The 22,101-nt window shown below is 51.6% G+C and carries 25 protein-coding genes; 23 read left to right on the plus strand and 2 right to left on the minus strand.

Features of this window, described 5'->3' with window-relative positions:
- Positions 1-67: 67 nt before the first annotated feature.
- Entirely contained in the window at positions 68-949 is an 882-nt protein-coding gene (locus WH50_RS18385; protein WP_110188776.1) for an AraC family transcriptional regulator, read from the minus strand.
- 192 nt (positions 950-1,141) lie between these two features.
- Here WH50_RS18385 and WH50_RS18390 point away from each other — a divergent pair, with 192 nt between their 5' ends.
- The 22 genes from WH50_RS18390 (at position 1,142) to WH50_RS18490 (ending at position 19,995) form a co-directional block, all read left to right on the plus strand.
- The gene (locus WH50_RS18390; protein ID WP_243410167.1) at positions 1,142-2,674 is read left to right on the plus strand and encodes a CoA-acylating methylmalonate-semialdehyde dehydrogenase; all 1,533 of its coding nucleotides are present in this window, start codon (positions 1,142-1,144) and stop codon (positions 2,672-2,674) included.
- Positions 2,675-2,880: 206 nt separating this feature from the next.
- Positions 2,881-4,038, plus strand: a complete 1,158-nt coding sequence (locus WH50_RS18395; RefSeq protein ID WP_110188777.1) for an acyl-CoA dehydrogenase family protein — start codon at positions 2,881-2,883, stop codon at positions 4,036-4,038.
- Positions 4,039-4,094: 56 nt separating this feature from the next.
- On the plus strand, positions 4,095-4,892 hold the full coding sequence (locus tag WH50_RS18400; RefSeq protein ID WP_110188778.1) for an enoyl-CoA hydratase: 798 nt from the start codon (positions 4,095-4,097) through the stop codon (positions 4,890-4,892).
- Between the two features lie 34 nt (positions 4,893-4,926).
- Positions 4,927-6,060, plus strand: coding sequence for an enoyl-CoA hydratase/isomerase family protein (locus tag WH50_RS18405; protein WP_110188779.1), 1,134 nt, complete (start codon positions 4,927-4,929; stop codon positions 6,058-6,060).
- Positions 6,061-6,518: 458 nt separating this feature from the next.
- Positions 6,519-7,403 (plus strand): 3-hydroxyisobutyrate dehydrogenase, encoded by an 885-nt coding sequence (gene mmsB / locus WH50_RS18410; RefSeq protein WP_110188780.1) that lies wholly within the window; start codon positions 6,519-6,521, stop codon positions 7,401-7,403.
- 100 nt (positions 7,404-7,503) lie between these two features.
- Entirely contained in the window at positions 7,504-9,396 is a 1,893-nt protein-coding gene (locus tag WH50_RS18415) for a propionyl-CoA synthetase (RefSeq protein WP_110188781.1), read from the plus strand.
- 76 nt (positions 9,397-9,472) lie between these two features.
- Positions 9,473-10,237, plus strand: a complete 765-nt coding sequence (locus WH50_RS18420; protein ID WP_104154287.1) for an SDR family oxidoreductase — start codon at positions 9,473-9,475, stop codon at positions 10,235-10,237.
- Between the two features lie 560 nt (positions 10,238-10,797).
- Positions 10,798-11,772 carry an HNH endonuclease gene (locus WH50_RS18425; RefSeq protein ID WP_110188782.1) on the plus strand — a complete coding sequence of 325 codons (975 nt, stop codon included), beginning with the start codon at positions 10,798-10,800 and terminating at the stop codon, positions 11,770-11,772.
- A 117-nt stretch (positions 11,773-11,889) separates the two neighbouring features.
- Positions 11,890-12,717: a hypothetical protein gene (locus WH50_RS18430; protein WP_110188783.1), complete on the plus strand. Its 828-nt coding sequence runs from the start codon at positions 11,890-11,892 to the stop codon at positions 12,715-12,717.
- 57 nt (positions 12,718-12,774) lie between these two features.
- Complete coding sequence (locus WH50_RS26145; protein WP_133251368.1) at positions 12,775-13,215, plus strand: ATP-binding protein; 441 nt, start codon at positions 12,775-12,777, stop codon at positions 13,213-13,215.
- A 48-nt stretch (positions 13,216-13,263) separates the two neighbouring features.
- On the plus strand, positions 13,264-13,611 hold the full coding sequence (locus WH50_RS18435; protein WP_165838477.1) for an AAA family ATPase: 348 nt from the start codon (positions 13,264-13,266) through the stop codon (positions 13,609-13,611).
- A gap of 319 nt (positions 13,612-13,930) precedes the next feature.
- Positions 13,931-14,551, plus strand: a complete 621-nt coding sequence (locus WH50_RS18445; RefSeq protein WP_110188786.1) for an HNH endonuclease — start codon at positions 13,931-13,933, stop codon at positions 14,549-14,551.
- A 73-nt stretch (positions 14,552-14,624) separates the two neighbouring features.
- Positions 14,625-15,260, plus strand: coding sequence for a DUF4145 domain-containing protein (locus tag WH50_RS26995; protein WP_110188787.1), 636 nt, complete (start codon positions 14,625-14,627; stop codon positions 15,258-15,260).
- Positions 15,261-15,328: 68 nt separating this feature from the next.
- Positions 15,329-15,676, plus strand: a complete 348-nt coding sequence (locus tag WH50_RS18455) for a hypothetical protein (RefSeq protein ID WP_110188788.1) — start codon at positions 15,329-15,331, stop codon at positions 15,674-15,676.
- A 128-nt stretch (positions 15,677-15,804) separates the two neighbouring features.
- A complete protein-coding gene (locus WH50_RS18460) occupies positions 15,805-16,092 on the plus strand; it encodes a hypothetical protein (protein ID WP_133251369.1) in 288 nt (95 codons plus the stop codon).
- A gap of 120 nt (positions 16,093-16,212) precedes the next feature.
- Positions 16,213-16,734, plus strand: a complete 522-nt coding sequence (locus WH50_RS18465) for an SF0329 family protein (RefSeq protein WP_110188790.1) — start codon at positions 16,213-16,215, stop codon at positions 16,732-16,734.
- A gap of 24 nt (positions 16,735-16,758) precedes the next feature.
- Positions 16,759-17,052, plus strand: a complete 294-nt coding sequence (locus WH50_RS26150; protein ID WP_133251370.1) for a hypothetical protein — start codon at positions 16,759-16,761, stop codon at positions 17,050-17,052.
- A 118-nt stretch (positions 17,053-17,170) separates the two neighbouring features.
- Positions 17,171-17,527 carry a hypothetical protein gene (locus WH50_RS18470; protein WP_110188791.1) on the plus strand — a complete coding sequence of 119 codons (357 nt, stop codon included), beginning with the start codon at positions 17,171-17,173 and terminating at the stop codon, positions 17,525-17,527.
- Positions 17,528-17,663: 136 nt separating this feature from the next.
- On the plus strand, positions 17,664-18,188 hold the full coding sequence (locus tag WH50_RS18475; protein ID WP_110188792.1) for a hypothetical protein: 525 nt from the start codon (positions 17,664-17,666) through the stop codon (positions 18,186-18,188).
- Positions 18,189-18,190: 2 nt separating this feature from the next.
- The gene (locus WH50_RS18480; RefSeq protein ID WP_110188793.1) at positions 18,191-18,526 is read left to right on the plus strand and encodes a hypothetical protein; all 336 of its coding nucleotides are present in this window, start codon (positions 18,191-18,193) and stop codon (positions 18,524-18,526) included.
- Positions 18,527-18,688: 162 nt separating this feature from the next.
- Positions 18,689-19,393 carry a hypothetical protein gene (locus WH50_RS18485; RefSeq protein WP_110188794.1) on the plus strand — a complete coding sequence of 235 codons (705 nt, stop codon included), beginning with the start codon at positions 18,689-18,691 and terminating at the stop codon, positions 19,391-19,393.
- A gap of 179 nt (positions 19,394-19,572) precedes the next feature.
- Positions 19,573-19,995 (plus strand): hypothetical protein, encoded by a 423-nt coding sequence (locus WH50_RS18490; protein WP_110188795.1) that lies wholly within the window; start codon positions 19,573-19,575, stop codon positions 19,993-19,995.
- 10 nt (positions 19,996-20,005) lie between these two features.
- On the opposite strand, the gene WH50_RS18495 is transcribed toward WH50_RS18490, so the two are convergent.
- Positions 20,006-20,926, minus strand: a complete 921-nt coding sequence (locus WH50_RS18495; RefSeq protein WP_110188796.1) for a LysR substrate-binding domain-containing protein — start codon at positions 20,924-20,926, stop codon at positions 20,006-20,008.
- Between the two features lie 130 nt (positions 20,927-21,056).
- Between WH50_RS18495 and WH50_RS18500 the strand changes: the two genes are divergently transcribed.
- Positions 21,057-21,761 (plus strand): SDR family oxidoreductase, encoded by a 705-nt coding sequence (locus WH50_RS18500; protein ID WP_110188797.1) that lies wholly within the window; start codon positions 21,057-21,059, stop codon positions 21,759-21,761.
- The last annotated feature ends 340 nt before the right edge of the window (positions 21,762-22,101 follow it).

Here is a 22,101-nt window from a genome sequence, read left to right on the forward strand (position 1 = left end):
ACGTTGCGTAGCCATATGAAACGTAGACCTTTCCCTTCGACTCGGCAAGCTACCCGTTATCAAGTTGTCAGCCTTTGTTGAGTTTTCGATAGGCACTGGGAGCAATACCCATGACTTTCTTGAACAGTCGGGAAAAATAGTAGGCATCGTCATAACCCAGACTGTGGCTGATTTGCTGAATAGGCTGGTCGGTAATGTCCATCAAATAGCACGCCCGTTCAATTTTCAGATGAATAAAATGCTTGATCGGTGTGGTGCCGGTCATTTCCCGGTACTTCTTAACAAAGTGGAATTTAGACAACCCCACGGTGTCTGCCAGCGTGTCCAGATCAAGCTGGCTTTGCACCCGCTCTTCCATTAACGCATGCACTTCTTCCACGTTAAGCCCGGGCTGTGCCTGCTGACGCAGCTGGTAACGCAGCAGGGCCAGATAGCTCAGTATCTGCTTCAGCTGGTTCGACACATGCAGCAGCGCCAGCGAGTGAAAGCCGGTCTGGCGCAATTGCAGCAGGGTGGCAAAATCCTGCACCAGCTTGGGGTGGTGACCGAGACTGAGCACATAGCGGCCACTGTCGATCCCGATCTGATCGAGAAACAGCGGGCTCATATGGCCGTCAAAGTGCGCCCAGTAAATGCTCCACGGGTCATCATCAGCCGACTGATAGCGATGGCGCACGCCCTTGGGCAGCAGCACCAGATCACCGGCGCGGATGCTATAGCGATCCTGTGCCACCTGCAGCTCCCCGGCACCCTGAGTGCAGTAAATCAGCAGATAGTCATCGTGGCTCTCGCGCCGCATATGGTGCCCTGCTGCATGCACATAGTGCCCAAGCCCGAGCGGGTACAACCCACGGGTCAGCGGATTGTGCCGCAGGTCTTCCACCAGCGCGGCGGGCACAACAAAACGCAGGGAGTGTGGCTGCAGGGGCCAGTCAGAGGGTCTGCTCATCCATGTTTCTCGTTATTTTTATCAAGCGGGTGGCATATCAGGAGTCGCAATATAGTCCATCTGAGCAGCAATTTGATCAATCCCACCAAGGTTGAGTAACTGCTTAAATCACCGCACGAACAGAGACAAACCGATCGCCCGGCGATCACGGCTTCAACCCGAAAATAATGACAACAAACCAAGGTGACCGATATGAGCAACGTCAATCAGCAGGGTAATGGTCTGTATAAAGACGGCATGGTGCCCCTGTTTATCGATGGCGAGTTCCGCCAGAGTGCCAGCGCAGAGCGCATTGCCGTGACCAATCCGGCGACCGACGAAGTGCTGTGCCACGCCCCCTGTGCGACCGCTGATGAAATGGAGGAGGCCATTGCCAGTGCCAGGGCCGCTTTCAAAACCTGGAAAGAAGTGGCACTGCCTGAGCGTGCGCGCCTGATGATGCGCTATCAGGCGCTGCTGAAAGAACATCATGACGAGCTGGCGGAGATTCTCGCCAAAGAAACCGGCAAGACCTTTGAAGATGCCAAAGGCGATGTATGGCGTGGTATCGAAGTGGTCGAGCAGGCGGCCAACGTCCCTTCGCTGATGATGGGCGAAACCGCAGAAAACGTCGCCCGTGCCATTGATACCTATTCCTTTATTCAGCCGCTGGGCGTGTGCGCCGGTATTACCCCGTTCAACTTTCCGGCGATGATTCCGCTGTGGATGTTCCCCATGGCCATTGCCTGCGGTAACACCTTTATTCTCAAGCCCTCCGAGCAGGACCCGATGACGCCCACCCGTCTGGCGGAGCTGTTCGTCGAGGCCGGCGCCCCCAAAGGCGTACTGCAGGTGATACACGGCGGCAAGCAGCAGGTGGATACGCTGCTGACCCATCCTGATATCAAAGCCGTGTCTTTCGTGGGCTCGGTGGCCGTTGGCCAGCACGTTTATCGTACTGGCACCGACCACATGAAGCGGGTGCAGGCCTTTGCCGGTGCCAAGAACCACATGGTGATCATGCCGGATGCTAACAAACAGCAGGTCATCAACAATCTGGTCGGTGCCTCCGTGGGAGCAGCCGGGCAGCGCTGTATGGCCATCTCCGTGGCGGTATTCGTCGGTGAAGCCAAAGACTGGATTCCCGAGCTAAAAGAAGCCATGGCATCGGTGCGCCCCGGCCCGACCTCTGACCCGGCCGCAGCCTACGGCCCGCAGATCAGTGCCCGTGCCAAGTCACGTATTCTCAGCCTGATCGAAATGGGCAAACGCGAAGGCGCGCACTGCCTGCTGGATGGTTCTCAGTGTGAAGTGGAAGGCTATCCCAACGGCCATTGGGTCGGGCCGACCCTGTTCAGTGGCGTCACGCCGGAAATGACCATCTATAAAGAAGAAATCTTTGGTCCGGTGCTCAGCTGTGTGGAAGTCGATAACCTCGATGAAGCGATCTCCCTGATCAATGCCAGCCCCTTCGGGAATGGCACGTCCATCTTCACGGCCAGCGGCGCTGCGGCACGCAAGTATCAGCACGAAATCGAAGTCGGTCAGGTGGGCATCAATATTCCGATTCCGGTACCGCTGCCTTTCTTCTCCTTCACCGGCTGGAAAGGCTCGTTCTACGGTGACCAGCATGCCTATGGCAAGCAGGCGGTGCGCTTCTACACCGAAACCAAAACCATCACTGCCCGCTGGTTTGATGCCGATATTCCGGCAGGTGGCGTGAATACCTCCATTCATCTGCGCTGATCCCGCTGCACTGATTCCTCAGTGCTGTCCGGCTCTGGCCCCGAAACAGGCCAAAGCTGGACAGCAGGGAAGAGGATGGTGTACAAGGTGACGTTAACGTAAAGGTAAAAAATAAAAACGATATTACGCCGTCAACCGTCGCCTTGGCAGGAAGATAAGAAGCCGTCATACCGGCCGCCAAGCAGGTAACAGAGAGGAACCTGTTTATGAATTTCAATCTCACCGAAGAACAACAAGCATTCGTCGACATGGCCCGTCAGTTCGCCATGGAACAGCTGGCCCCCCATGCCGCCCGCTGGGATGCAGAACATCATTTCCCCGTAGACGTGATCAAACAGGCTGGTGAACTCGGCTTCTGCGGCCTATACACCCCGGAAGAGCTGGGCGGCCTTGGCCTGTCGCGGCTGGACTCCAGCCTGATCTTTGAACAGCTGGCCATGGGCTGCACCTCTACCACCGCCTACCTCACCATTCACAATATGGTCACCTGGATGATTGCCCGCTTTGCGCGCCCTGAGCTGGCGGCAGAGCTGGTGCCGGTGATGGCTGCGGGGCAGAAGCTTGGCTCTTACTGCCTGACCGAACCCGGTGCCGGTTCCGATGCGGCGTCGCTGCGCACCAGCGCCAAACGCGACGGTGATGACTACGTGCTGAACGGCTCGAAAATGTTTATCTCCGGCGCGGGCTCGACGGATGTGCTGGTGGTGATGGCAAGAACCGGGGGCGAAGGCCCGAAAGGCATCTCCGCCTTTATGGTGCCAGCCGACAGTGCAGGCATCGTCTACGGCCGACTGGAAGAAAAGATGGGCTGGAACAGCCAGCCAACCCGGCTGGTGACCTTCGAAAATGTCCGTATCCCGGCAGACAACCTGCTGGGTGCTGAGGGCGAAGGCTTCAAGTTCGCCATGATGGGGCTGGACGGTGGTCGCATCAATATCGCCACCTGCTCCATCGGTACCGCTCAGCAGGCGGTGAACGAAGCACTGCAGTACGTCCATGAGCGCAAGCAGTTTGGAAAGGAAATTGCCACCTTTCAGGCCCTGCAGTTCAAACTGGCCGACATGGCGACCGAACTGATCGCCGCCCGCCAGATGGTGCGCATGGCCGCCTTCAAGCTTGATGAAAAGCACCCGGACGCCACCACCTACTGTGCCATGGCCAAGCGCTTTGCCACCGATGTCGGCTTTGAAGTCTGCAATAACGCCCTGCAGCTGTTCGGCGGCTATGGCTATATCAAGGAATACCCCATGGAGCGCCATGTGCGCGACACCCGAGTGCATCAGATTCTCGAAGGCACCAACGAAATCATGCGGGTGATCATCGCCCGTCGCCTGCTGGCAGACGGGGCCGCTGAGCTGGGCTGAGCCTCCCGGCTTATCCCCTCCATGAGTTGATCGACAACAATAAAAAGGAAGCCACGATGACCGCTCCAACCTTACCCGTGACCGACAAACTGCTGGTGGAAATGCAGGGTCACACCGCACTGGTGATCATGACCAACCCGCCCGCCAATACCTGGACTGAAGAAGGCCTGCTGGCACTGCGCGACACGGTGCTGGCGCTGGCCGCTGACCCCGAGGTGTACGCGCTGGTGCTGGCCAGTGACAGCGACAAGTTCTTCTCCGCCGGGGCCGACCTCAATCTGTTTGCGGACGGTAACAAGGAGCGCGCTTATCGTATGGCCCGCCTGTTTGGCGAAGCCTTCGAGACCCTGAGCGCCTTCCGCGGTGTCTCCATCGCCGCTATCAACGGCTGGGCCATGGGTGGCGGGCTGGAAGTCGCACTGGCCTGCGATATCCGCATCGCCGAACAGAAAGCCGTAATGGCGCTGCCTGAGGCCAGTGTCGGCCTGTTGCCCTGTGCGGGGGGGACGCAAAACCTGACCCGTCTGGTTGGTGAAGGCTGGGCCAAGCGCATGATTCTGTGCGGCGAGCGCGTCAGTGCCGAGCAGGCTCAGCGCATTGGCTTGGTGGAAGAGGTCGTGGACAACGGCAACGCGCGGGAAACCGCACTGGCACTGGCTGCCAGGGTAGCAGCGCAGAGCCCCATCGCCGTCACGGCCTGCAAGAGGCTGATTCAGCACACACGGGTTGGCACCCACAATGCGGCCTTGCCGCTGGAGCGGGATTACTTCCTTGATCTGTTCAGCACGGAAGACCAGCAAGAAGGCGTCAATGCCTTTCTGGAAAAGCGCACACCACAATGGAAAAACCGCTAACAACGTGTCGACCAGAACAGCCAAGGAGCCGCCCATGACGAGCACAGACACCCCGATCATCTTCGATGAACTCCCCACTCACAGCGGTCACCGCATTGGTGTCGCTACCCTGAATGCGGAAAAGTCGCTCAATGCCCTGAGTCTGGAAATGATCGAGCTGCTGGCAGAGCAGTTGCCCCGCTGGCAGGCCGACCCCGGCATCGTCGCGGTGTGGCTGCAGGGCAGTGGGGAAAAAGCCTTCTGCGCGGGGGGTAACATCGTCCGTCTCTATGAGTCCATCAAGGAAAGCGGCAGCCAGCGCAACCCCTATGCTGAACGCTTCTTCACGCTGGAATATCAGGTCGATCATCTGATCCACACCTTCAGCAAGCCGCTGATCTGCTGGGGGCACGGTATCGTGATGGGCGGTGGTCTGGGGCTGATGTCCGGAGCACGCTTTCGCGTCGTTACGGAAAAATCCCGCATTGCCATGCCCGAAGTTGCCATCGGTTTATACCCGGATGTGGGCGGCAGCTGGTTCCTCAACAAGATGCCCGGTCGCGTCGGCCTGTTCCTCGGTCTGAGTGGTGTATCCATCAATGCCGGTGATGCCCTGTTTGTCGGGCTGGCGGATCGCTTCCTGCCCAACGAGCTGCGCGCAACCACACTGGAAGACATGGCCAGTTTGCCATGGCAGGGCAGTGGCCATGCCGACGAAGGTCTGGTGGATGACTGGCTGCGCAGCAAGGAAGAAGCACACCGGGAAGCCATCCCCCTGTCGCCCGTGCGTCAGCATCTGGATCAGATCAATAAGCTGATGGATCGCGGTCACGCGGCGGCGGCCTACAGTGCGCTGGCCACGCTGGAAACCGACGACCCCTGGTTGCAGCAGGCGGTGAAAGGCGTGCGAAAAGGTAGCCCGGCATCCTCCGTGCTGATCTGGGAGCAGCTGCACCGCGCAAGGCACTGGTCGCTGGCGCAGACCTTCCGCGAAGAGCTGGTGGTCTCGGTCAATTGCTGTAGTCATGGCGAGTTTGCCGAAGGTGTGCGTGCGCTGCTGATCGAGAAAGACGGCAACCCGACATGGCAGTTTGCATCGGTAGAAGCGGTGCCAGCAGAGTGGATCGACGCCCATTTTGTCAGCTCCTGGACGGCACAAACGCATCCACTGAAAGGACTGGGAGAGTAGTGAGGTTCCCCCTCTCCCTAAATCCCTCTCCCGCGAGGGGAGAGGGACTTTTGAGTACGGCGCAACCGTCGTGTTTTGACCGATAGCGCTGAGAGATAACGCAGAAGCGAAGCAAGAATACTGAACGAACTCACGGAGGGAGTGAGGGAGTAGAGCGGTTCCCCCTCTCCCTAAATCCCTCTCCCGCGAGGGGAGAGGGACTGGTGAGTACATCGCAGCCGGCGTGTTTTGACCGATAGCACTGAGAGATAACGCAGAAGCGAAGCAAGAATGCCGAACTAACTCCCGGCGGGAGTGAGAGATACCTCAGAGGCGAAGCAAGAATACAGAACTAACTCCCCTCGCCCCTTGTGGGAGAGGGGCTGGGGGAGAGGGGGAAAACCCCAACACCTATCCCCATAACCAGCTTTCACAACAACTGCTAACCCACAACAAAAACAACAAGTGAGGACACCAAAATGGCAACTATCGGATTTATCGGACTTGGCAATATGGGTGGCCCGATGGCCGTCAATCTGGTCAAGGCCGGGCATAACGTCACCGTGTTCGACCTCTTCCCCGATGCCATGGCCAGGGTGGTTGACGCCGGAGCCAGAGCGGCAGCCAGCGCCAAAGAAGCCGTCACCGGCGCAGAGATCGTGATCTCCATGCTGCCCGCCGGTAAGCATGTGGAAAGCCTCTTCGTCAGCGGCGATGGCCTGTTTGATGTGATCAGCAAAGGTGCGCTGGTGATCGACTCCAGCACCATCGACGCTGATACCGCCAAGAAGGTCGCAGCGGTGGCCGAATCCAAAGGGCTGCAGTTTATCGATGCGCCGGTGTCCGGCGGGGTAGCCGGCGCCGCCGCAGGCACACTGACCTTTATCGTTGGTGGCAGTGATGAAGCCTTCTCCCATGCGCTGCCCGTGCTGCAGGCCATGGGCAAGAACATCTTCCATGCCGGCTCAGTCGGTGCCGGGCAGGTCGCCAAGGTCTGCAATAACATGATGCTCGGTATCCTGATGGCCGGGACGGCAGAAGCGCTGAACCTTGGCATCAAGAATGGCCTCGACCCCAAAGTGCTGTCTGACATCATGGTCAACAGCTCAGGCCGTAACTGGGCGCTGGAGCTGTATAACCCCGTCCCCGGTGTGATGGAAAACGCCCCCGCCAGTCGCGAATATCAGGGCGGCTTTATGGTGGACCTGATGGTCAAAGACCTTGGGCTGGCGCAGGAAGTCAGCCTCGGCAGCCAGTCAGCCACGCCCATGGGCGCACTGGCCCGTAACCTGTTCAACCTGCACGCCAAGCAGGGCAATGGCCGGTTGGACTTCTCCAGTATTTATCAGTTCTTCAAGCAGTAAGCCGCTCAAGCCAGACAGTACCAGCGCTCCGCCGTCTGTATGCCATAGCCGACGACGGAGCGACCTCACGCGACAACAATAAGAAGTGAAGGGACTACGCATGCGCTACGAAGATTTCTACCAGCAATCCATCAGCCAGCCAGAACAGTTCTGGAAGCAGCAGGCCGAAGCCGTCGCCTGGTACAAGGCGCCACAACAGATACTCACCCCCATGCCCGATGGCACCCATCGCTGGTATCAGGATGGAGAGCTGAACTCCTGCTATCTCGCCGTTGATCGTAATATCGAAGAGGGCCGCGGCGAGCAGGTGGCACTCTATTACGACTCGCCGGTGACCGAGACCAAAACCGCCATCACCTTCAACCAGCTGAAACAGCAGGTCTGCCAGCTGGCCTCGGCCATGCGCGAACAGGGAGTGGAAAAGGGCGACCGGGTGGTGATCTATATGCCGATGGTGCCCGAAGCCGCTGTCGCCATGCTGGCCTGTGCCCGCCTTGGCGCGGTGCATTCGGTGGTATTTGGTGGCTTTGCCCCGAATGAGCTGGCCATCCGCATCAACGATGCCACGCCCAAACTGGTGATTACCGCCTCCTGCGGCATCGAGTTTACCCGCGTGATCGAATACAAGCCGCTGGTGGATGAAGCGCTGAAGCTGGCGACCCATAAGCCGGAAAAAGTCATCGTCTTGCAGCGGCCCATGGCCACCGCAGCGATGCAGGCCGGGCGCGATCTGGACTGGCACCAGTGCCAGCAGGGTCAGCCTGCTGACATCGAGCCGGTGCGCCTCGCAGCTACTGATCCGCTGTATATCCTCTATACCTCCGGCACTACCGGCATGCCGAAAGGCATCGTGCGTGATAACGGCGGCCACGCGGTGGGCGTCACCTTTGGTTTGCGTTATGTCTACGATATGCAGCCCGGCGAAACCTGGTGGGCGGTGTCGGATATCGGCTGGGCGGTCGGGCATTCCTATATCGTCTATGGTCCGCTGATGGGCGGCTGTTCCGTGGTGTTCTTTGAAGGCAAGCCGGTGCGCACGCCGGATGCAGGCACCTTCTGGCGGGTGATTGAAGAGTACCGGGTCAAGGCCATGTTTGCCGCACCCACGGCCTTCCGCGCGATCCGCAAGGAAGACCCGGAAGGCGAGCTGATGCAGCGCTATGACCTTAGCAGCCTCAAGTCCCTGTTTGTGGCGGGGGAAAAGCTCGATTCGGCGACCTATCACTGGCTGGCAGATCGTCTGCATGTGCCCGTGGTGGACCACTGGTGGCAGACAGAAACCGGCTGGCCGATGACGGCGCCGCTGATGGGCCTCGACCCCAAACCCACGCGGCTGGGCTCCACCTGTGTACCCGTTCCCGGCTATCAGGTGATGGTGCTGGACGAACAGGGCGAGCCGGTCGAGGCCGGTGACAACGGCTATATCGTCGCCCGCTTGCCGATGCCGCCGGGCGTGACCCAGAGCGTCTGGAATAATCCCCAACGCTATATCGACTCCTATCTGACCCGCTTCCCCGGCTACTACCACACCGGCGATGGCGGCTATATCGATGAGGACGGCTACGTCTTTATCACTGGCCGCACGGACGACGTGATCAACGTCTCCGGCCATCGCCTCTCTACCGGCGAGATGGAGGAATGCGTTTCAGCCCATCCTGCCGTCGCCGAATGCGCCGTGATTGCTGTAGCTGATGAGCTGAAAGGGCAGGTGCCGGTGGGGCTGGTGGTGCTCAAGGCCGATGCCACGCTGGATGCCGCTACCATGCAGGCGGAACTGGTGGCCAAGGTGCGCAGGGATATTGGCGCGCTGGCCTGCTTCCAGCGTGCGGTGGTAGTGCAGCGCCTGCCTAAAACCCGCTCCGGCAAGATACTGCGCGCCATTCTGCGCAAGATCGCCGACAACCAACCCTATACCCCACCTTCTACCATCGACGATATGAGCATCCTGCCGGAAATTACCGACGTGATGCGTCAGGCGGGGGTGGGTAACTGACGCGTGCCTGCGCCATGCTGAACGGAAGCATGGCGCAGGCCACCGATAACCCGATATGCAACAAGAGCAATAAACGATGGAAATCACCAATAAAGTCTGCGTCATCACCGGCGGTGCTCAGGGGCTGGGCCGTGCCATGGCGATCAGTCTGGCGAAAAAGGGCGCGAAGCTGGCGCTGATCGACGTCAACCCTGAGCGCCTGCAGGAGAGCGTGGGCCTGTGCGCCGAAGCCGGTTCACCTGAGGCCTGCGCCTATGTCTGCAATATCACCGATGAAGCCGAAGTCGAAGCCACCTTCGCCCGCATTCGCCAGCAGCAGGGCGGCGTGCATGTGCTGATCAACAATGCAGGCATCATGCGTGACGGCATGCTGGTGAAAGTGAAGGAAGGCCAGTTGCAGGCCAAGATGTCGCTGGAGCAGTTCGCCAGCGTGATCAGTGTCAACGTGATCGGCACCTTCCTCTGTGGTCGTGAAGCAGCGGCGATCATGGCTGAGCAGGGCGAGGGTGGGGTGATCATCAACATGTCGTCGGTTTCCCGTGGCGGCAATATGGGCCAGAGCAACTACTCCGCCTCCAAAGCCGCCGTGGCCACCATGGTGGTGACCTGGGCCAAGGAACTGTCGCGCCACCATATCCGCGTTGGCGGCATCGCCCCCGGTGTTATCGCCACCGATATGACCGCACAGATGAAGCCCGAAGCCATCGACCGCCTGAAGCAGGCCACGCCGCTGGGCCGGTTAGGCGAACAGGAGGAAATCGCCAACACCGCGCTGTATATCATTGAGAATGATTACTTTACCGGCCGAATTATGGAGATTGATGGTGGGGTAAGGGTATAAAAGCGTATTAGTTTCAATCGGTTGGGAGCTAAATGGTTAGCTCCTGACGCTTTTCTAATATAGGCAGCACTTAGCTAGCTGGCGTTACTTTATCTCTCTTTAAACTGTCATATATCTGATAGCAGCACGGTTCTGTGGCAGTTTCTTTCCTTGTGCCCCCGTTCTCAATCTAAATTCGAATTTGACGTTTTAGATATATGGTTGTATTTACCTAGGACGTTATAGATTTCTTTACAGTATAGATGGAGATCAATGGTTCGAATGCTGTATTGAAGTAGCATCATGTGGTTTAAGACAAGCCTGATGAAGGAAGACTTCAGCATGTTGAAGACCGTATCCTTGAAAAATGTGGAAAAGGTATTCTTTTGAATAGTTTGTTGTCGATAAAAATACCTTTTTAGTGACTTGCCTTAGTGTTGGCTAATTTATTTTTCTCTTAAAATCAAAATCTTACGTGACTGCTTTTTTAGATAAGGTTTACTAAAAGGTATACCTTTTAATAATTGTTATGAGGTCGGAGACCTCATTAACGCACTGTTATATTTTCTCTGGAGGTCCCGATGATTTTTGAGCACTATAAGCATGAAAGAAATCTAATTTTAGATAAGAGGATCTATCTCGGAAGTAAAGGAAAGTGTAGGTATTGTGGAAAAAGCAATCAAGAGGTCAAATTTAAAAAAATAGCTCATGCCATACCTGAACTATTGGGGAATAAATATCTTTTTTCAAATGACGAGTGTGATGATTGCAACTCATATTTTGATAAGCACTTAGAGAACAACTTGGCTAATTTTTTAGGTATTTCACGAACTACTAGTCAGATTCTTGGGAAAAAAGGTGTTCCCAAGGCAAAGTCTCGCAGTGGAGATCGAATAGAGGCTATAAACGGCGATATTGTCATAATTCAAACTGAAAAATCGGATGCATATAAGTTATTAGATGAGCAAACTTTAAGGATAAGTTCATCACCAACACCATATATCCCGATTAATGTTTACAAATGTTTTGTTAAAATAGCATTGTCAGCTGTACCTGAATATGCACTTAAAAACTTCAGCGAATGTTTTCGGTGGGTTAGGTACAATCATAAACCAGCTAAGTTCAATCCCAAAATATTGAAAATGCACATGACAATGGTTCCTGGCAAGAACCCATTTCGACATATATGGTTGCAGATATTTAAACGTGTAGGGGATAAAGAAAAGTACCCTTACATGACTTGTGTAATTGCTTTTTCGAATTACATGTTTCAGTTTGTGATTCCTTTTAACAAACATGACAAATATTTAAACCCAGATAAAATACAACTTCCTATTTTTCCTATGATTGATGGGCTAAATTTACCAGGTCAAGCTCCAAATGCTAAACCACATACACGCAGCATTGATCTTTCAGGAACAAGCAGTATTTCAATACCAAACAATGCTTATATGCATATTGAGCACCCTATGGATGAAATTAATCTAGAACTAGATCAAGTTCCTGAAGAGATAAAAGATAGAATAAAAGAACTAGGGTTTGAGTTTAAAATATAACAAGTCATTTAAATGGAAAAATAACAGTTGGCCATCGCTTCGCGATTATAGCCAACCGTTATTTTCCGCTTAATGAGGCGTTAGGCTCCACGATAAACAACGGAAAGCAATAATAAAATGAGTATCAACGAAACTGTCTTAGAAATGCATTTCCATAATCCAATGTTTAGTCTATTTAGAGATACATTTGGGCTTGGAAACGGCTCGTTCAACTTCTACAAATATTCCCCCCAAAAGGAGTGCTTTGTAGGCTTTGATCAAGCTTTCGTTAGCAGTGAGCTAAGCGAAGATGAGCTTTTCAACAAGCTAAAGAACAGTGCTAGAAATGATGGATACAACCTTTCAAATTTCTTCTTTGGGTACTTCCTTCAGTATAAGGTAGTAAAAACGTTACAAAAAAGAATGCGTCACACGCCGACTCAAGTTACCTCTAGACCCCACTATCGAGTTTCGCTTGATACGCAAAAAAATGTAAAAACAGGTTTTTCTCAACATGAGCTTCTGTATAACCTCAATAGAAACGATGGTGCGTTAGTTTATTATGCTTGCCCAATGCTTTTTGATCGAACAGAACTCTATAAAAAAGAGCCTGATTTAGACTTGCTAAGACTGGCAGACGTAAGTGATTGCCCGTCCATTTATGACGACAATGAGCAACATTATATCTATTTTGATGACACCACCTCTGATCCAATTTGGTGTAGTGAGCCTACAGAAGGGCAGGCATACAAGCCCAAGGAAGTGGCGAGCATTATAAAACAGAAGATTGCCGAATCTGAATTTATGGAAAATCAGCTAGGTCTTCTAGATACATTAAAGGGCGTATCCGAAAACATTCTCACTAAAAAGCAGGAAAAAATACTTAACTTGGTCTCGGATTCCATGACGATAGTTCAATTCAGTTCGAAGAAAAAGCCTAACAAGCAAAGGCAGTCGGACGCGTAAACGCGCCGCTGCTTTGGGCGTTAAGACTCTGGAAACTATCATGATGGATCACCAAAAATGATGGATGATATTTATATCGATAATGTTTTTGAAGGCTCTGCCAGAACCTCTATCTTCATTGGAGAAAATGGGAGCGGAAAGAGCCGCCTTCTCAATAAATTAGCCAGGAGATATCTGTCTAGTGGGCATAAAGTAGTTGCTATTGCCAACTCAATTCATAATCAATTTACACCAAGAAGTTCTCAATTCCATTTTCTTGGAGAAAGATCAGGTAGAAATATATCAAAAAATACAATAAAAAAAGCAATTGAAAATATTTCCAATGGAAATATGGTTCAACTTAAGAATGTTTCTCAAATTCTTTCTTATGTTGGTTACTCCAGCGCTATTGGAATTCATGTTAAAGGTCTAAAGAAACTAGATCGATATATTCTACAGGAAACAGATGATCTTTCAGAAGAAGAAATTTATGACATTGAATCGCTTGTTTCAAAATAATTTAATCTAGGCACGAGATATGGAGGCTACAGAGACGATATACTTTGGTTGGAATTTGATGATTTTAGTTTCGATAAAGTAAATAAGTCTCTATTTTCTAGGTTCATCGCACTTGAATCAAAGCTTAGAAGGCTTGGCGTATTAAAGTCGATAGATATATTTTTACGAAAGAATGAACAGGAAATTGCACTTAACAGAGCTAGCTCAGGAGAATTGTCATTTATAACCTCAGTGATTTATCTTTCATCAGTTATTGATGACAGAACAATTGTTCTGATTGATGAGCCTGAGAATAGCCTTCATCCCTCTTGGCAAAAAGAGTATCTAGGTAAGATTCTTGATCTCTTTCCTTACTATCAAACAAATTTTGTAATCGCCACTATTCACCTCTTATAGTTTCTGGTGCAGAAAATACTGATGACTCGGTAACCGTTTACAAGTCTGAATCTGGGAAATTCTCGCGGCTCGATCATAAATATAATGACTTAGAATCTATGCTGTGGTCGATGTTTGGGGTAATAACGCCTGAAAGCAGATATTTATCGAATTACTTTATTAGTGTATTGAATGACCTAGGAGAGGATAAGACTACAATCGATGAAGTACTGGCAAAGATAGAATCTTTTGAGAACATTAGCTACAGCAGAAAGCAAATAGATACTATCTCAGGGGTTCGTGATTTAGCATTAAAAATTGAGTCCCGTAAGGATAAATTATGAATGGACTTAATCTGACGGAAGCGGACACAAATGCCATTAAGCTTGCAATATCAGAGGGTGGAGACATATGGAATTCTAGCCACCTAATACCGTTGAAACGAAAAATAAAAAACTTCTATCGTAATGTGCAAGGAGAACAATGTTGTTACTGTAGAAAAAGCTCAAATGGTGAGTTTAATATGGTTTTAGATATTGAGCATGTCTTGCCAAAAGGAAGGCCTGAATTTAAGAAGTTCATGTTTCGAATAGATAATTTAAGTGTCGCCTGCAAAAGGTGCAACATGTCAATTAAAAATGACGATATTTCGTTTATATCAGGGCAAGCAGATTTCTCTACTCAACCGTTTTTGAGTGGAAACTATAAATTTATTCATCCAAATGTAGACAGCTACTTCGATCATCTTTCTTATGATGTAACCATTAGAAATGCTCAGACGATGATCAAATACACGGCGGTTAATGATAGCGTAAAAGGTCAGTTTACATATGGTTACTTTAAGCTTAATGAATTAGAGGTTGACTCTTTTAGTAAGGCGCAAGGTGCTCAAGAGATGGCTAATGTATCTAGCTCAATCGACGATGACATAGCTCGTGAAATTGAAGAGTTGCTTGGCTAAAAGTCTTAACAAGAAAAGGCAATCGGACGCTTCGCGCCGTTGCTTTAGGCGTTATGTTTGACGAGGATCCATCGTGAAATATGTAGCACCCGAGTGTGGAAAAGACGGATTTACTTGCCCTAATTGTGGTGCTTATGCACAACAAAGAAATTGGGCCTATCGAGAAGATGCCACTGGGCCATACAACAATAGCTCTGGACAGTATCCACTTGCTGTTAGCAGATGCGTCCATTGCGGCGACCTGACAATTTGGCATTACCAAGATATGGTCTATCCGCACAGAGGTAGCGCCCCAATGCCAAATAAAGACATGCCACCAGAGGTTCTAAAAGATTACGAAGAAGCCGCCGCGATCTTAACAAAATCTCCCCGCGGGGCTTCGGCTTTATTGCGCCTCGGCATACAAAAATTATGTGTCCACCTTGGAGGCGCGGGCAAAAACATAAATGACGATATTCGGCTGCTTGTGCAAAATGGGCTTCCAGTTCAGGTACAGCAAGCTCTTGATGCCGTCCGTGTAATTGGGAATAACGCCGTACACCCAGGACAAATTGAAACTGACAATCCAGAAATGGCGGGTAGTTTATTTGTACTAGTAAATCTCGTAACTGACTATATGATTTCAAAACCAAATGAGGTTTCTGAAATTTATGGGGCTCTTCCGAAAGGGGCCATCGAGGCTATAGAGAAAAGAGATGCAAAAACATAACAATTACAAGCAAAGGGACTGTCAAACGCTGCGCGTTTGCCAGCCCCTGTTGTAGGCGTTAGTTGACTATGAAGTTTAAACTAATTGCAAAGAATAAAATGATTGGAGAAACTCTCCTAGAGAGCGGAGATCCTTCTATGGGGGTTGCTTTCGGTGAGCTAATACCTACCGAAGAATACTCAAAGTATCAGTCATTGTTTGAGGCGCAGGACCATTCCGGTATCAAAGATCTTAATTTAAGCATCATGACTGAAACTGGAATTACTCTAGAGCCTGTGGGTGGAATTGGAATTGAAGATTATTCCAGAGAAATGGGTGAGCAATGTATTCAGGTGAATGTGCTTGGCATAGAAAGCACTGTATACGGTCAGCTATTCCCAGCGCATGTTGCAGCATATGAAGCACAGTTTAAGTAAGGTGCAACTAACAATTCGTGCCAGCCGGACAGTTTGTTCCGTGGCTCTTTTTGTGCTAATCGCTACGCTAGCACAAAACGCCACTCCACAAACTGCCGCTGTACTCGGCGTTATAAGGCTTTCGAGATATGGATGAAGAAGAGCAATTTGTTGAATGTTTTACACACGGAAAACAACAAGCGACGTATGTTTGCCAACATATTGTTCAAAGCCTGCGAGATGGAAATCCCAGAGGGTTTTGGTCGGCTAAATCGGAGCCAGGCAATGAGCGATCAGATTCATGGTGTAATGCTTGCGAGGATAAGGTTAATAGCACTGACGGAGAATGGAATGGTGAATCCGAAGAGTTCGCTGGTGTAACTTTGTTGTGTGGTGCTTGCTATGATCGAGCAAAGGAAATGAATAGAACAAATTAATATGGTGCAAGTACCTTATAACAAGCTGCTCAAATACGTTCCGGCCTCAAAAGTGTGGCCTCCACCGGATTAGCTAACGCTCGCTGTTTAGCTTAGCGTTAGTGGCCAAGAGTAAATCTCATGCAATGGTCAAAACTGAAGAAACGAATAGAAGAAAATTTCGCTGACTCGATCAAAGGCAGAATCGAAATTTTTACAATCGCATATAGACGGCAAGATGAAATTGCTAGAAGTTGGGTTGTAATTGATGGAAATCAAGAAGTGAATTTTACTGAATTTGATTCGTGGTGGGAGCAAGGAGCATATTTTCATGAACTCACCCCAACTGATTGCTTAACTCATAAAGCTGTAAACGATGCAGAAAGAACTAAAGGTAGTCTGTATGAGCCGGGTGAGTTCAGTAGTTATGATTTTAAAATTATGTGCTTTGAATCATTGAATATCTCAGCTCATGATTGCATCAAGTCTGAGCACCCATTGTTAAGAGTTATTGGTGTCCTTCACAGAAAGCTAGGGAAATCTAAAGTTAAGGAAATGCAAGAAGACTCTCATCCAATGGTTGCCTATTTTGCTAAATTTCGCATGCAAGCAGAAGCAGCTAACAAGAAAATTCAGGTGACGCCTACGGTCCATCTGATTTAGGCATTCTACTTCATGAGGTGTAGCTTGACTGATTTAGATGAAATTGAATCTAAGTTTCGAGACATGGGTTATGATGCAAAAGTCCGCGTCTGGTCATTAGATGAATCAGTCATGATAAGTGCTGATGAAGAAGTAATGCCCGATGGAATAAAAAGATTAAATGGTCTGCATTATATATTCAGGGACGGTGCGAATTGGAAAATAACGAAATTATGCGGTGAGGCCAGCTCACAGGTTTCGGTTATATGCACCGCCGAGACTATATCGCAAATAGTTGTAAAGGCAGCACAACTGTTGGAAAAATTTAAAAATGCATAATATTACGTGTCAGTCGGACAGTTTATTCTGTGGCTTTTTTTGCTTATCGCTACGCTAGCACTAGCACAAAAAGCCACTCCATAAGCTGCCGCTGCACTCTGTGTTATATGGAATGACAATGTTCAAAATCGGTGAATCTAGAATCGCCCTAGCAAAAGCCTTAGAAGATTTGAGTCGTAATGAATGGGCTATCTCAGACTGGCGAGATAATACTGTTGTGAATGTAGATTGTGAAGATGCTTTTAGATCTATATTGCCAGCTTTGGAATTAGCACTTGAGCAAACCGACGAATACGCATTCGATTCTTGTTGTATCTTAGCTCTTCAGTTTGCAGGTGTTGCGCAAACAACTGAGCATCCAACAGGTTTAATTGATATGTTGAAATTGCTCAATGCGCATGAGCAACGATTAACTCAGAGTGATCGTAAGGTTAAAGAGTTAGCGCGATGGTTTAGAGTGTTAAATGCCATATAACAAGCGGTTTATAAATGGGACGCAAAGAACTTGGTTTGTGCTTTTTTATCGCTAATTTTGGCCACGCACTTTCTGCCCGTAACCGGGCGTGAAGCCAGTAAAACCAATGACTTCTGTCTTATGTGAGAACATGGTTATGAGAATATTCTTACTCACCCTTTTTTTACTAACTCCTGCCTTCTATGCTCAGGCAAATACTGAGCTGCCCGATAAAAGTCAGAAGCCTATCGAAAGAGTTGTTTTACAAAGTCAGACGACTGACGAAGTACCTTCTATCGATCAGGCGCATAGTTTAATTGCCGATTATCGGGCTGACCCTGTTTCAGATGCAGGAGCGCGTGCTCTTTCAAAACTAATCACCTTTGCCGAAAAGAGTGATAGCGTAAAAGTTGTATTGAAGATGAAAGATATGCCCTGGCGCGAAGATGATAGAGTGACTGTTGGAATAAACAAATTTGTTCTGGCTGCTTATATTATTGGGAGTATAGATTCAGAACTGAAAGAATCCAGCTATGAGAAGGCCCGTTGTAGCGGTATGTCAGAAATAATTTCCTCATTAAATAAGCTTAAAGACAGAATTGATGAAGTCCAGTACGACATTGTTCTGGAAGATATTAATAAGGCAAATAACGACGGGAAGTGTGACTTCTCTGGTATCTGAGCATGAAGTCTAAACTGGTGTCGCTTTGTATTGCCCTGATTCTTTTTCTTCTGGCTCTGGTTCAGGGCTATTTTATTTACGCTGTTCAGCATGGTTTTGGAACCAGTCTCAATCAAGCGTGGAATAGTTTCGGTGTAAGCCAGTCCGGCTATTCCCAGTTTGTATTCAATACCATTGCATGGTGGTGGATATTGCCCGTGCTTTGCCTTGTTTTTGTGCTATCTGCTTTTCGGGTCAGAAAGAAACGCTACCGTGCTTTTATGGTGGCGTTCGGGCTGTTCGGCACTATTGCGCTGTATGCGTCTGCCTATGCGCCTTCGTTGTTTATCACTATATAAACTTAAGCGACTACTGATTCGTTACTCACCGGCCTGACTATTCACTCCATTCTAACCTGACTATTTATTGTGCACCGCACCTCGCGCAATCTGTCTTTCTGTACCATTCTTGAACTTTGGGTGCATAACCCGTTAATGGCTGGAGCGGAGAGAGGGTGCACTATGAATGAAGCAATGGAGCGGCAGACCTACATGCAGAGCCTGACCAAGCGGCTGGTTATCTTCACCATGGCGACGCTGTTTTTTTTGGGAGTGAGCCTGTACTTCTTTATTGATACGGCGGTCAAGCAAGACAAATCCTTTCTGGTGATCATGGTGTTTATGTGCGGGCTGCTGGGGGGCTTTGTCAGTATTCAGCAGCGCCTGCCGAAGATTACGCTGGATGAAATGAAGGTGCTGTCGTCGTCCTGGGTGTCGATCACGCTGATTCCTATCAATGGCGGCATCTTCGCCTTGATTCTGATGCTGATGTTTGTCGGCCAGATCGTGCAGGGCGATATGTTCCCGCATTACCCTGATCCGCCGGTCGCGGATGCGCCGGGCTTTATGAACTGGATACAGCACAGTTATCCGTCGTCGGGCCGGGAGATCGCCAAGCTGCTGTTCTGGTCTTTTGTGTCGGGCTTCAGCGAGCGCTTTGTGCCGCAGATCATCCGCCGCACTGTGGATCAGGCAGAGCAGGGTGATAAACCCACCGGGGGCAGCACTGCACCGGCTGATACGCCTGTGCCCCCCGGCCCGGCAGCCAAACCGAAGGAACCTGCCAAACCGGAAGCGGTGACACCACCCCTGATGGCCAGCAATCCCGCAGGCAAATCAGAGGAAAAAGGCGACACGCCCACCGGCGCCAGCCCCGCTGCGCAATAGTCTGCAGCACTTGTGCCCACACCACGGGACAACTGTGTACGGGTTGGCCCGTGGTGCCATGGGCGGTGACAGTTGGGTAACACCCTGAACCACTCCTCCAATTGGTATTTACCTGCAAAAGCCCTAGCGTTATGGACAGACGAGGGTGCAACGGCACCCGCCTGAAAAGGGACTCTGATATGAAAAAAGCCATTATTCCTTTGTGTCTGGCAGCCAGCGTGCTGGCAGCGTCAGCCACCGTGTCGGCGGAACCAATGGGCCGCCCACCTATGGATCAGCCGCCGGTGGGGCATGTCTACAAGCGTCTGGATATCAGCCGCATGGAGCGCCACGAGATCAACCATCATGTCTACTTCCATGACAGTGTGAACTGGTATCTCTATGACCCGGTGCGCGCGGTGTATGTGGTGGTCGATGAACCCCAGCGTCCGCGCGCGCCGATGATGCGTGATCAGGGTGAATTTGGAGAGGTGCTGACCACACTGCCGCCCGGCGCCGTCGCCGTGATGATCAACGGGGTGCAGTATTTCGAGAAACAGGGCCGCCTCTATCTGCCGACCCAGCGTCATGGTCAGTCTGTTTATGTCCATGTAAACCGCTAAGCGCCTGCCGTTACACCGAGGCCAACCGGGCCTCTCCCTGCAGCCAGTCGACAAACTGACTGGCTGCAGAACCTTCTCTGATCGGCTCGCCCGTCAGGATATAAAACCCCGCCTCGGTATCGAGCTGATACTGATCTCCCAGCACCCGCACCAGACTGCCGTTACGGACGGCGGCATCAGCAAACAGCTGCGGCACCAGCGCCACGCCCAGCCCCTGTTCGGCGGCTTCCAGCGCTAGATTGGTCAATGAGAACGCCGGGCCGTTGATTCTGGTGCCAGGGTCACCATAGGCGGCAAACCAGCGCTGCCAGTTGTGATGGCTGTCAGAAATCAGCGGCACCTGAGCCAGATCGGCAGGCGTCTGCCAGCGTTGATGGTCAGGAAAGTGAGGTGAACATACCGGTGTCGCCCGGCCGGGCAGCAGAAACCGTGCATGGCCTGCGGCAAAAGGCGGTTTGCCCCAGCGAATGGCCATATCCACCCGGCCTTTGCCATGCAGCGGGCGGCTGATATCGGAGGCATCAATCATGATGGAAAGGGCCGGATGGCTCTGTGCCAGCCGTGACATACGCGGAATCAGCCAGCGGCTGGCGAAGGCAGGCGTGGTGCTGAGAATCAGCTGGTCCGGGTGGCGCGGCAGGTCTTGCGTCAGCACCTCACGGGTGGCCTCTTCGACGATGCCAAGGGCCAGCCGCAGGCGGTGCACGTATTCCTTGCCGATGGTATTGGGTTCCAGCCCGCGCGGCAGCCGGTCAAACAGCTGGCAGCCGAGTTCAGCTTCCAGTGCGCGTATTTGCTGAGCCACGGCGCCCTGCGTCAGGTGCATTTCTTCCGCGGCAGCACGAAAGCTGCCCAGCCTTGCGGTGGCCTCAAGCGCAATCAGATAGTTGAGCGTTGGCAACGGCCCCTGTCTTGTTCCCCATTTCTTCATGCGACGCCCTGTGCTCTTTTTGCGTGGATGTGACAGTAGGAATTCTACTGTCTAAAGGCTGAATTTGTGATTGGTGAGTGTCGCCCAATGCTGATTTTATATAGCCCATCACTTACTAAGGAGTTTCATCATGTCTGAGCAGAAAGTAGCTATCGTCACAGCCGGTGGCAGTGGCATGGGTGCCGGTGCTGCCCGTCAGCTGGCTGCAGAAGGCTACCGCGTGGCCATCCTGTCATCGTCCGGCAAGGGTGAAGCGCTGGCTAAAGAGCTGGGTGGAATCGGTGTGACAGGCTCCAACCAGAGTAATGAGGATCTGCAGCGACTGGTGGATGAAGTGATGAACGCCTGGGGCCGCATCGATGTGCTGGTCAACAGCGCCGGTCACGGGCCGCGTGCACCCGTATTGGAGCTGACCGATGAAGACTGGCATCGCGGTATGGAGGTGTACCTGCTCTGTGCTATTCGTCCGACCCGTCTGGTGGCGCCGATCATGGTCAGGCAGAAGTCCGGGGTGATCATCAATATTTCTACTTTCGCCGCCTTCGAGCCTGATCCTGGGTTTCCTACTTCCGGTGTGTTCCGTTCTGGCCTTGCGGCCTTTACCAAGCTGTTTGCTGATCAGTATGCCGAGCACAACGTGCGCATGAATAACGTACTGCCGGGCTTTATCGACAGCCTGCCGGAGAAGGAAGAGTTCCGGGGTCGTATTCCCATGCAGCGTTACGGCAAGACTGAAGAGATTGCCAAGGTGATCAGCTTTCTGGCATCGGAAGGCGCAGGGTATATCACCGGCCAGAATCTGCGGGTGGATGGTGGTATTACCCGTTCGGTGTGATGGGTGGTTTGTTGGTTTCCCCCTCTCCCCCAGCCCCTCTCCCGCAAGGGGCGAGGGGAGCTAACACGGTGTGTCCATCAAGCTCGGGTATCGTTGCCAGCAAAGGAGTTCACGAAAAGTATTCAATCTTCTGGTTTAGCTGACAGGTTGACTCAGTCGCTGGGGATTGCACGGATAAGTCCCTCGCCCGCAAGGGGCAAGGGGAGCTAACACGGTGTGATCCTCCAAGCTTGTAGTGGCCAACCAGAAACCGCCTGTGATTCAGACCGTAGCTGACAGGTTGACTCAGTAGCTGGGGATTGCACGGATAAGTCCCTCGCCCCTGGCGGGAGAGGGATTT

Source organism: Pokkaliibacter plantistimulans, assembly GCF_003194385.1.
Taxonomy (GTDB): domain Bacteria; phylum Pseudomonadota; class Gammaproteobacteria; order Pseudomonadales; family Balneatricaceae; genus Pokkaliibacter; species Pokkaliibacter plantistimulans.

Excerpts from the sequence above, each read along its gene's own strand:
- WH50_RS18385 (WP_110188776.1), bottom strand. The coding sequence starts at position 949 with ATGAGCAGACCCTCTGACTGGCCCCTGCAGCCACACTCCCTGCGTTTT.
- WH50_RS18390 (WP_243410167.1), top strand. The coding sequence starts at position 1,142 with ATGAGCAACGTCAATCAGCAGGGTAATGGTCTGTATAAAGACGGCATG.
- WH50_RS18395 (WP_110188777.1), top strand. The coding sequence starts at position 2,881 with ATGAATTTCAATCTCACCGAAGAACAACAAGCATTCGTCGACATGGCC.
- WH50_RS18400 (WP_110188778.1), top strand. The coding sequence starts at position 4,095 with ATGACCGCTCCAACCTTACCCGTGACCGACAAACTGCTGGTGGAAATG.
- WH50_RS18405 (WP_110188779.1), top strand. The coding sequence starts at position 4,927 with ATGACGAGCACAGACACCCCGATCATCTTCGATGAACTCCCCACTCAC.
- mmsB (WP_110188780.1), top strand. The coding sequence starts at position 6,519 with ATGGCAACTATCGGATTTATCGGACTTGGCAATATGGGTGGCCCGATG.
- WH50_RS18415 (WP_110188781.1), top strand. The coding sequence starts at position 7,504 with ATGCGCTACGAAGATTTCTACCAGCAATCCATCAGCCAGCCAGAACAG.
- WH50_RS18420 (WP_104154287.1), top strand. The coding sequence starts at position 9,473 with ATGGAAATCACCAATAAAGTCTGCGTCATCACCGGCGGTGCTCAGGGG.
- WH50_RS18425 (WP_110188782.1), top strand. The coding sequence starts at position 10,798 with ATGATTTTTGAGCACTATAAGCATGAAAGAAATCTAATTTTAGATAAG.
- WH50_RS18430 (WP_110188783.1), top strand. The coding sequence starts at position 11,890 with ATGAGTATCAACGAAACTGTCTTAGAAATGCATTTCCATAATCCAATG.
- WH50_RS26145 (WP_133251368.1), top strand. The coding sequence starts at position 12,775 with ATGATGGATGATATTTATATCGATAATGTTTTTGAAGGCTCTGCCAGA.
- WH50_RS18445 (WP_110188786.1), top strand. The coding sequence starts at position 13,931 with ATGAATGGACTTAATCTGACGGAAGCGGACACAAATGCCATTAAGCTT.
- WH50_RS18455 (WP_110188788.1), top strand. The coding sequence starts at position 15,329 with ATGAAGTTTAAACTAATTGCAAAGAATAAAATGATTGGAGAAACTCTC.
- WH50_RS18460 (WP_133251369.1), top strand. The coding sequence starts at position 15,805 with ATGGATGAAGAAGAGCAATTTGTTGAATGTTTTACACACGGAAAACAA.
- WH50_RS18465 (WP_110188790.1), top strand. The coding sequence starts at position 16,213 with ATGCAATGGTCAAAACTGAAGAAACGAATAGAAGAAAATTTCGCTGAC.
- WH50_RS18470 (WP_110188791.1), top strand. The coding sequence starts at position 17,171 with ATGTTCAAAATCGGTGAATCTAGAATCGCCCTAGCAAAAGCCTTAGAA.
- WH50_RS18475 (WP_110188792.1), top strand. The coding sequence starts at position 17,664 with ATGAGAATATTCTTACTCACCCTTTTTTTACTAACTCCTGCCTTCTAT.
- WH50_RS18480 (WP_110188793.1), top strand. The coding sequence starts at position 18,191 with ATGAAGTCTAAACTGGTGTCGCTTTGTATTGCCCTGATTCTTTTTCTT.
- WH50_RS18485 (WP_110188794.1), top strand. The coding sequence starts at position 18,689 with ATGAATGAAGCAATGGAGCGGCAGACCTACATGCAGAGCCTGACCAAG.
- WH50_RS18490 (WP_110188795.1), top strand. The coding sequence starts at position 19,573 with ATGAAAAAAGCCATTATTCCTTTGTGTCTGGCAGCCAGCGTGCTGGCA.
- WH50_RS18495 (WP_110188796.1), bottom strand. The coding sequence starts at position 20,926 with ATGAAGAAATGGGGAACAAGACAGGGGCCGTTGCCAACGCTCAACTAT.
- WH50_RS18500 (WP_110188797.1), top strand. The coding sequence starts at position 21,057 with ATGTCTGAGCAGAAAGTAGCTATCGTCACAGCCGGTGGCAGTGGCATG.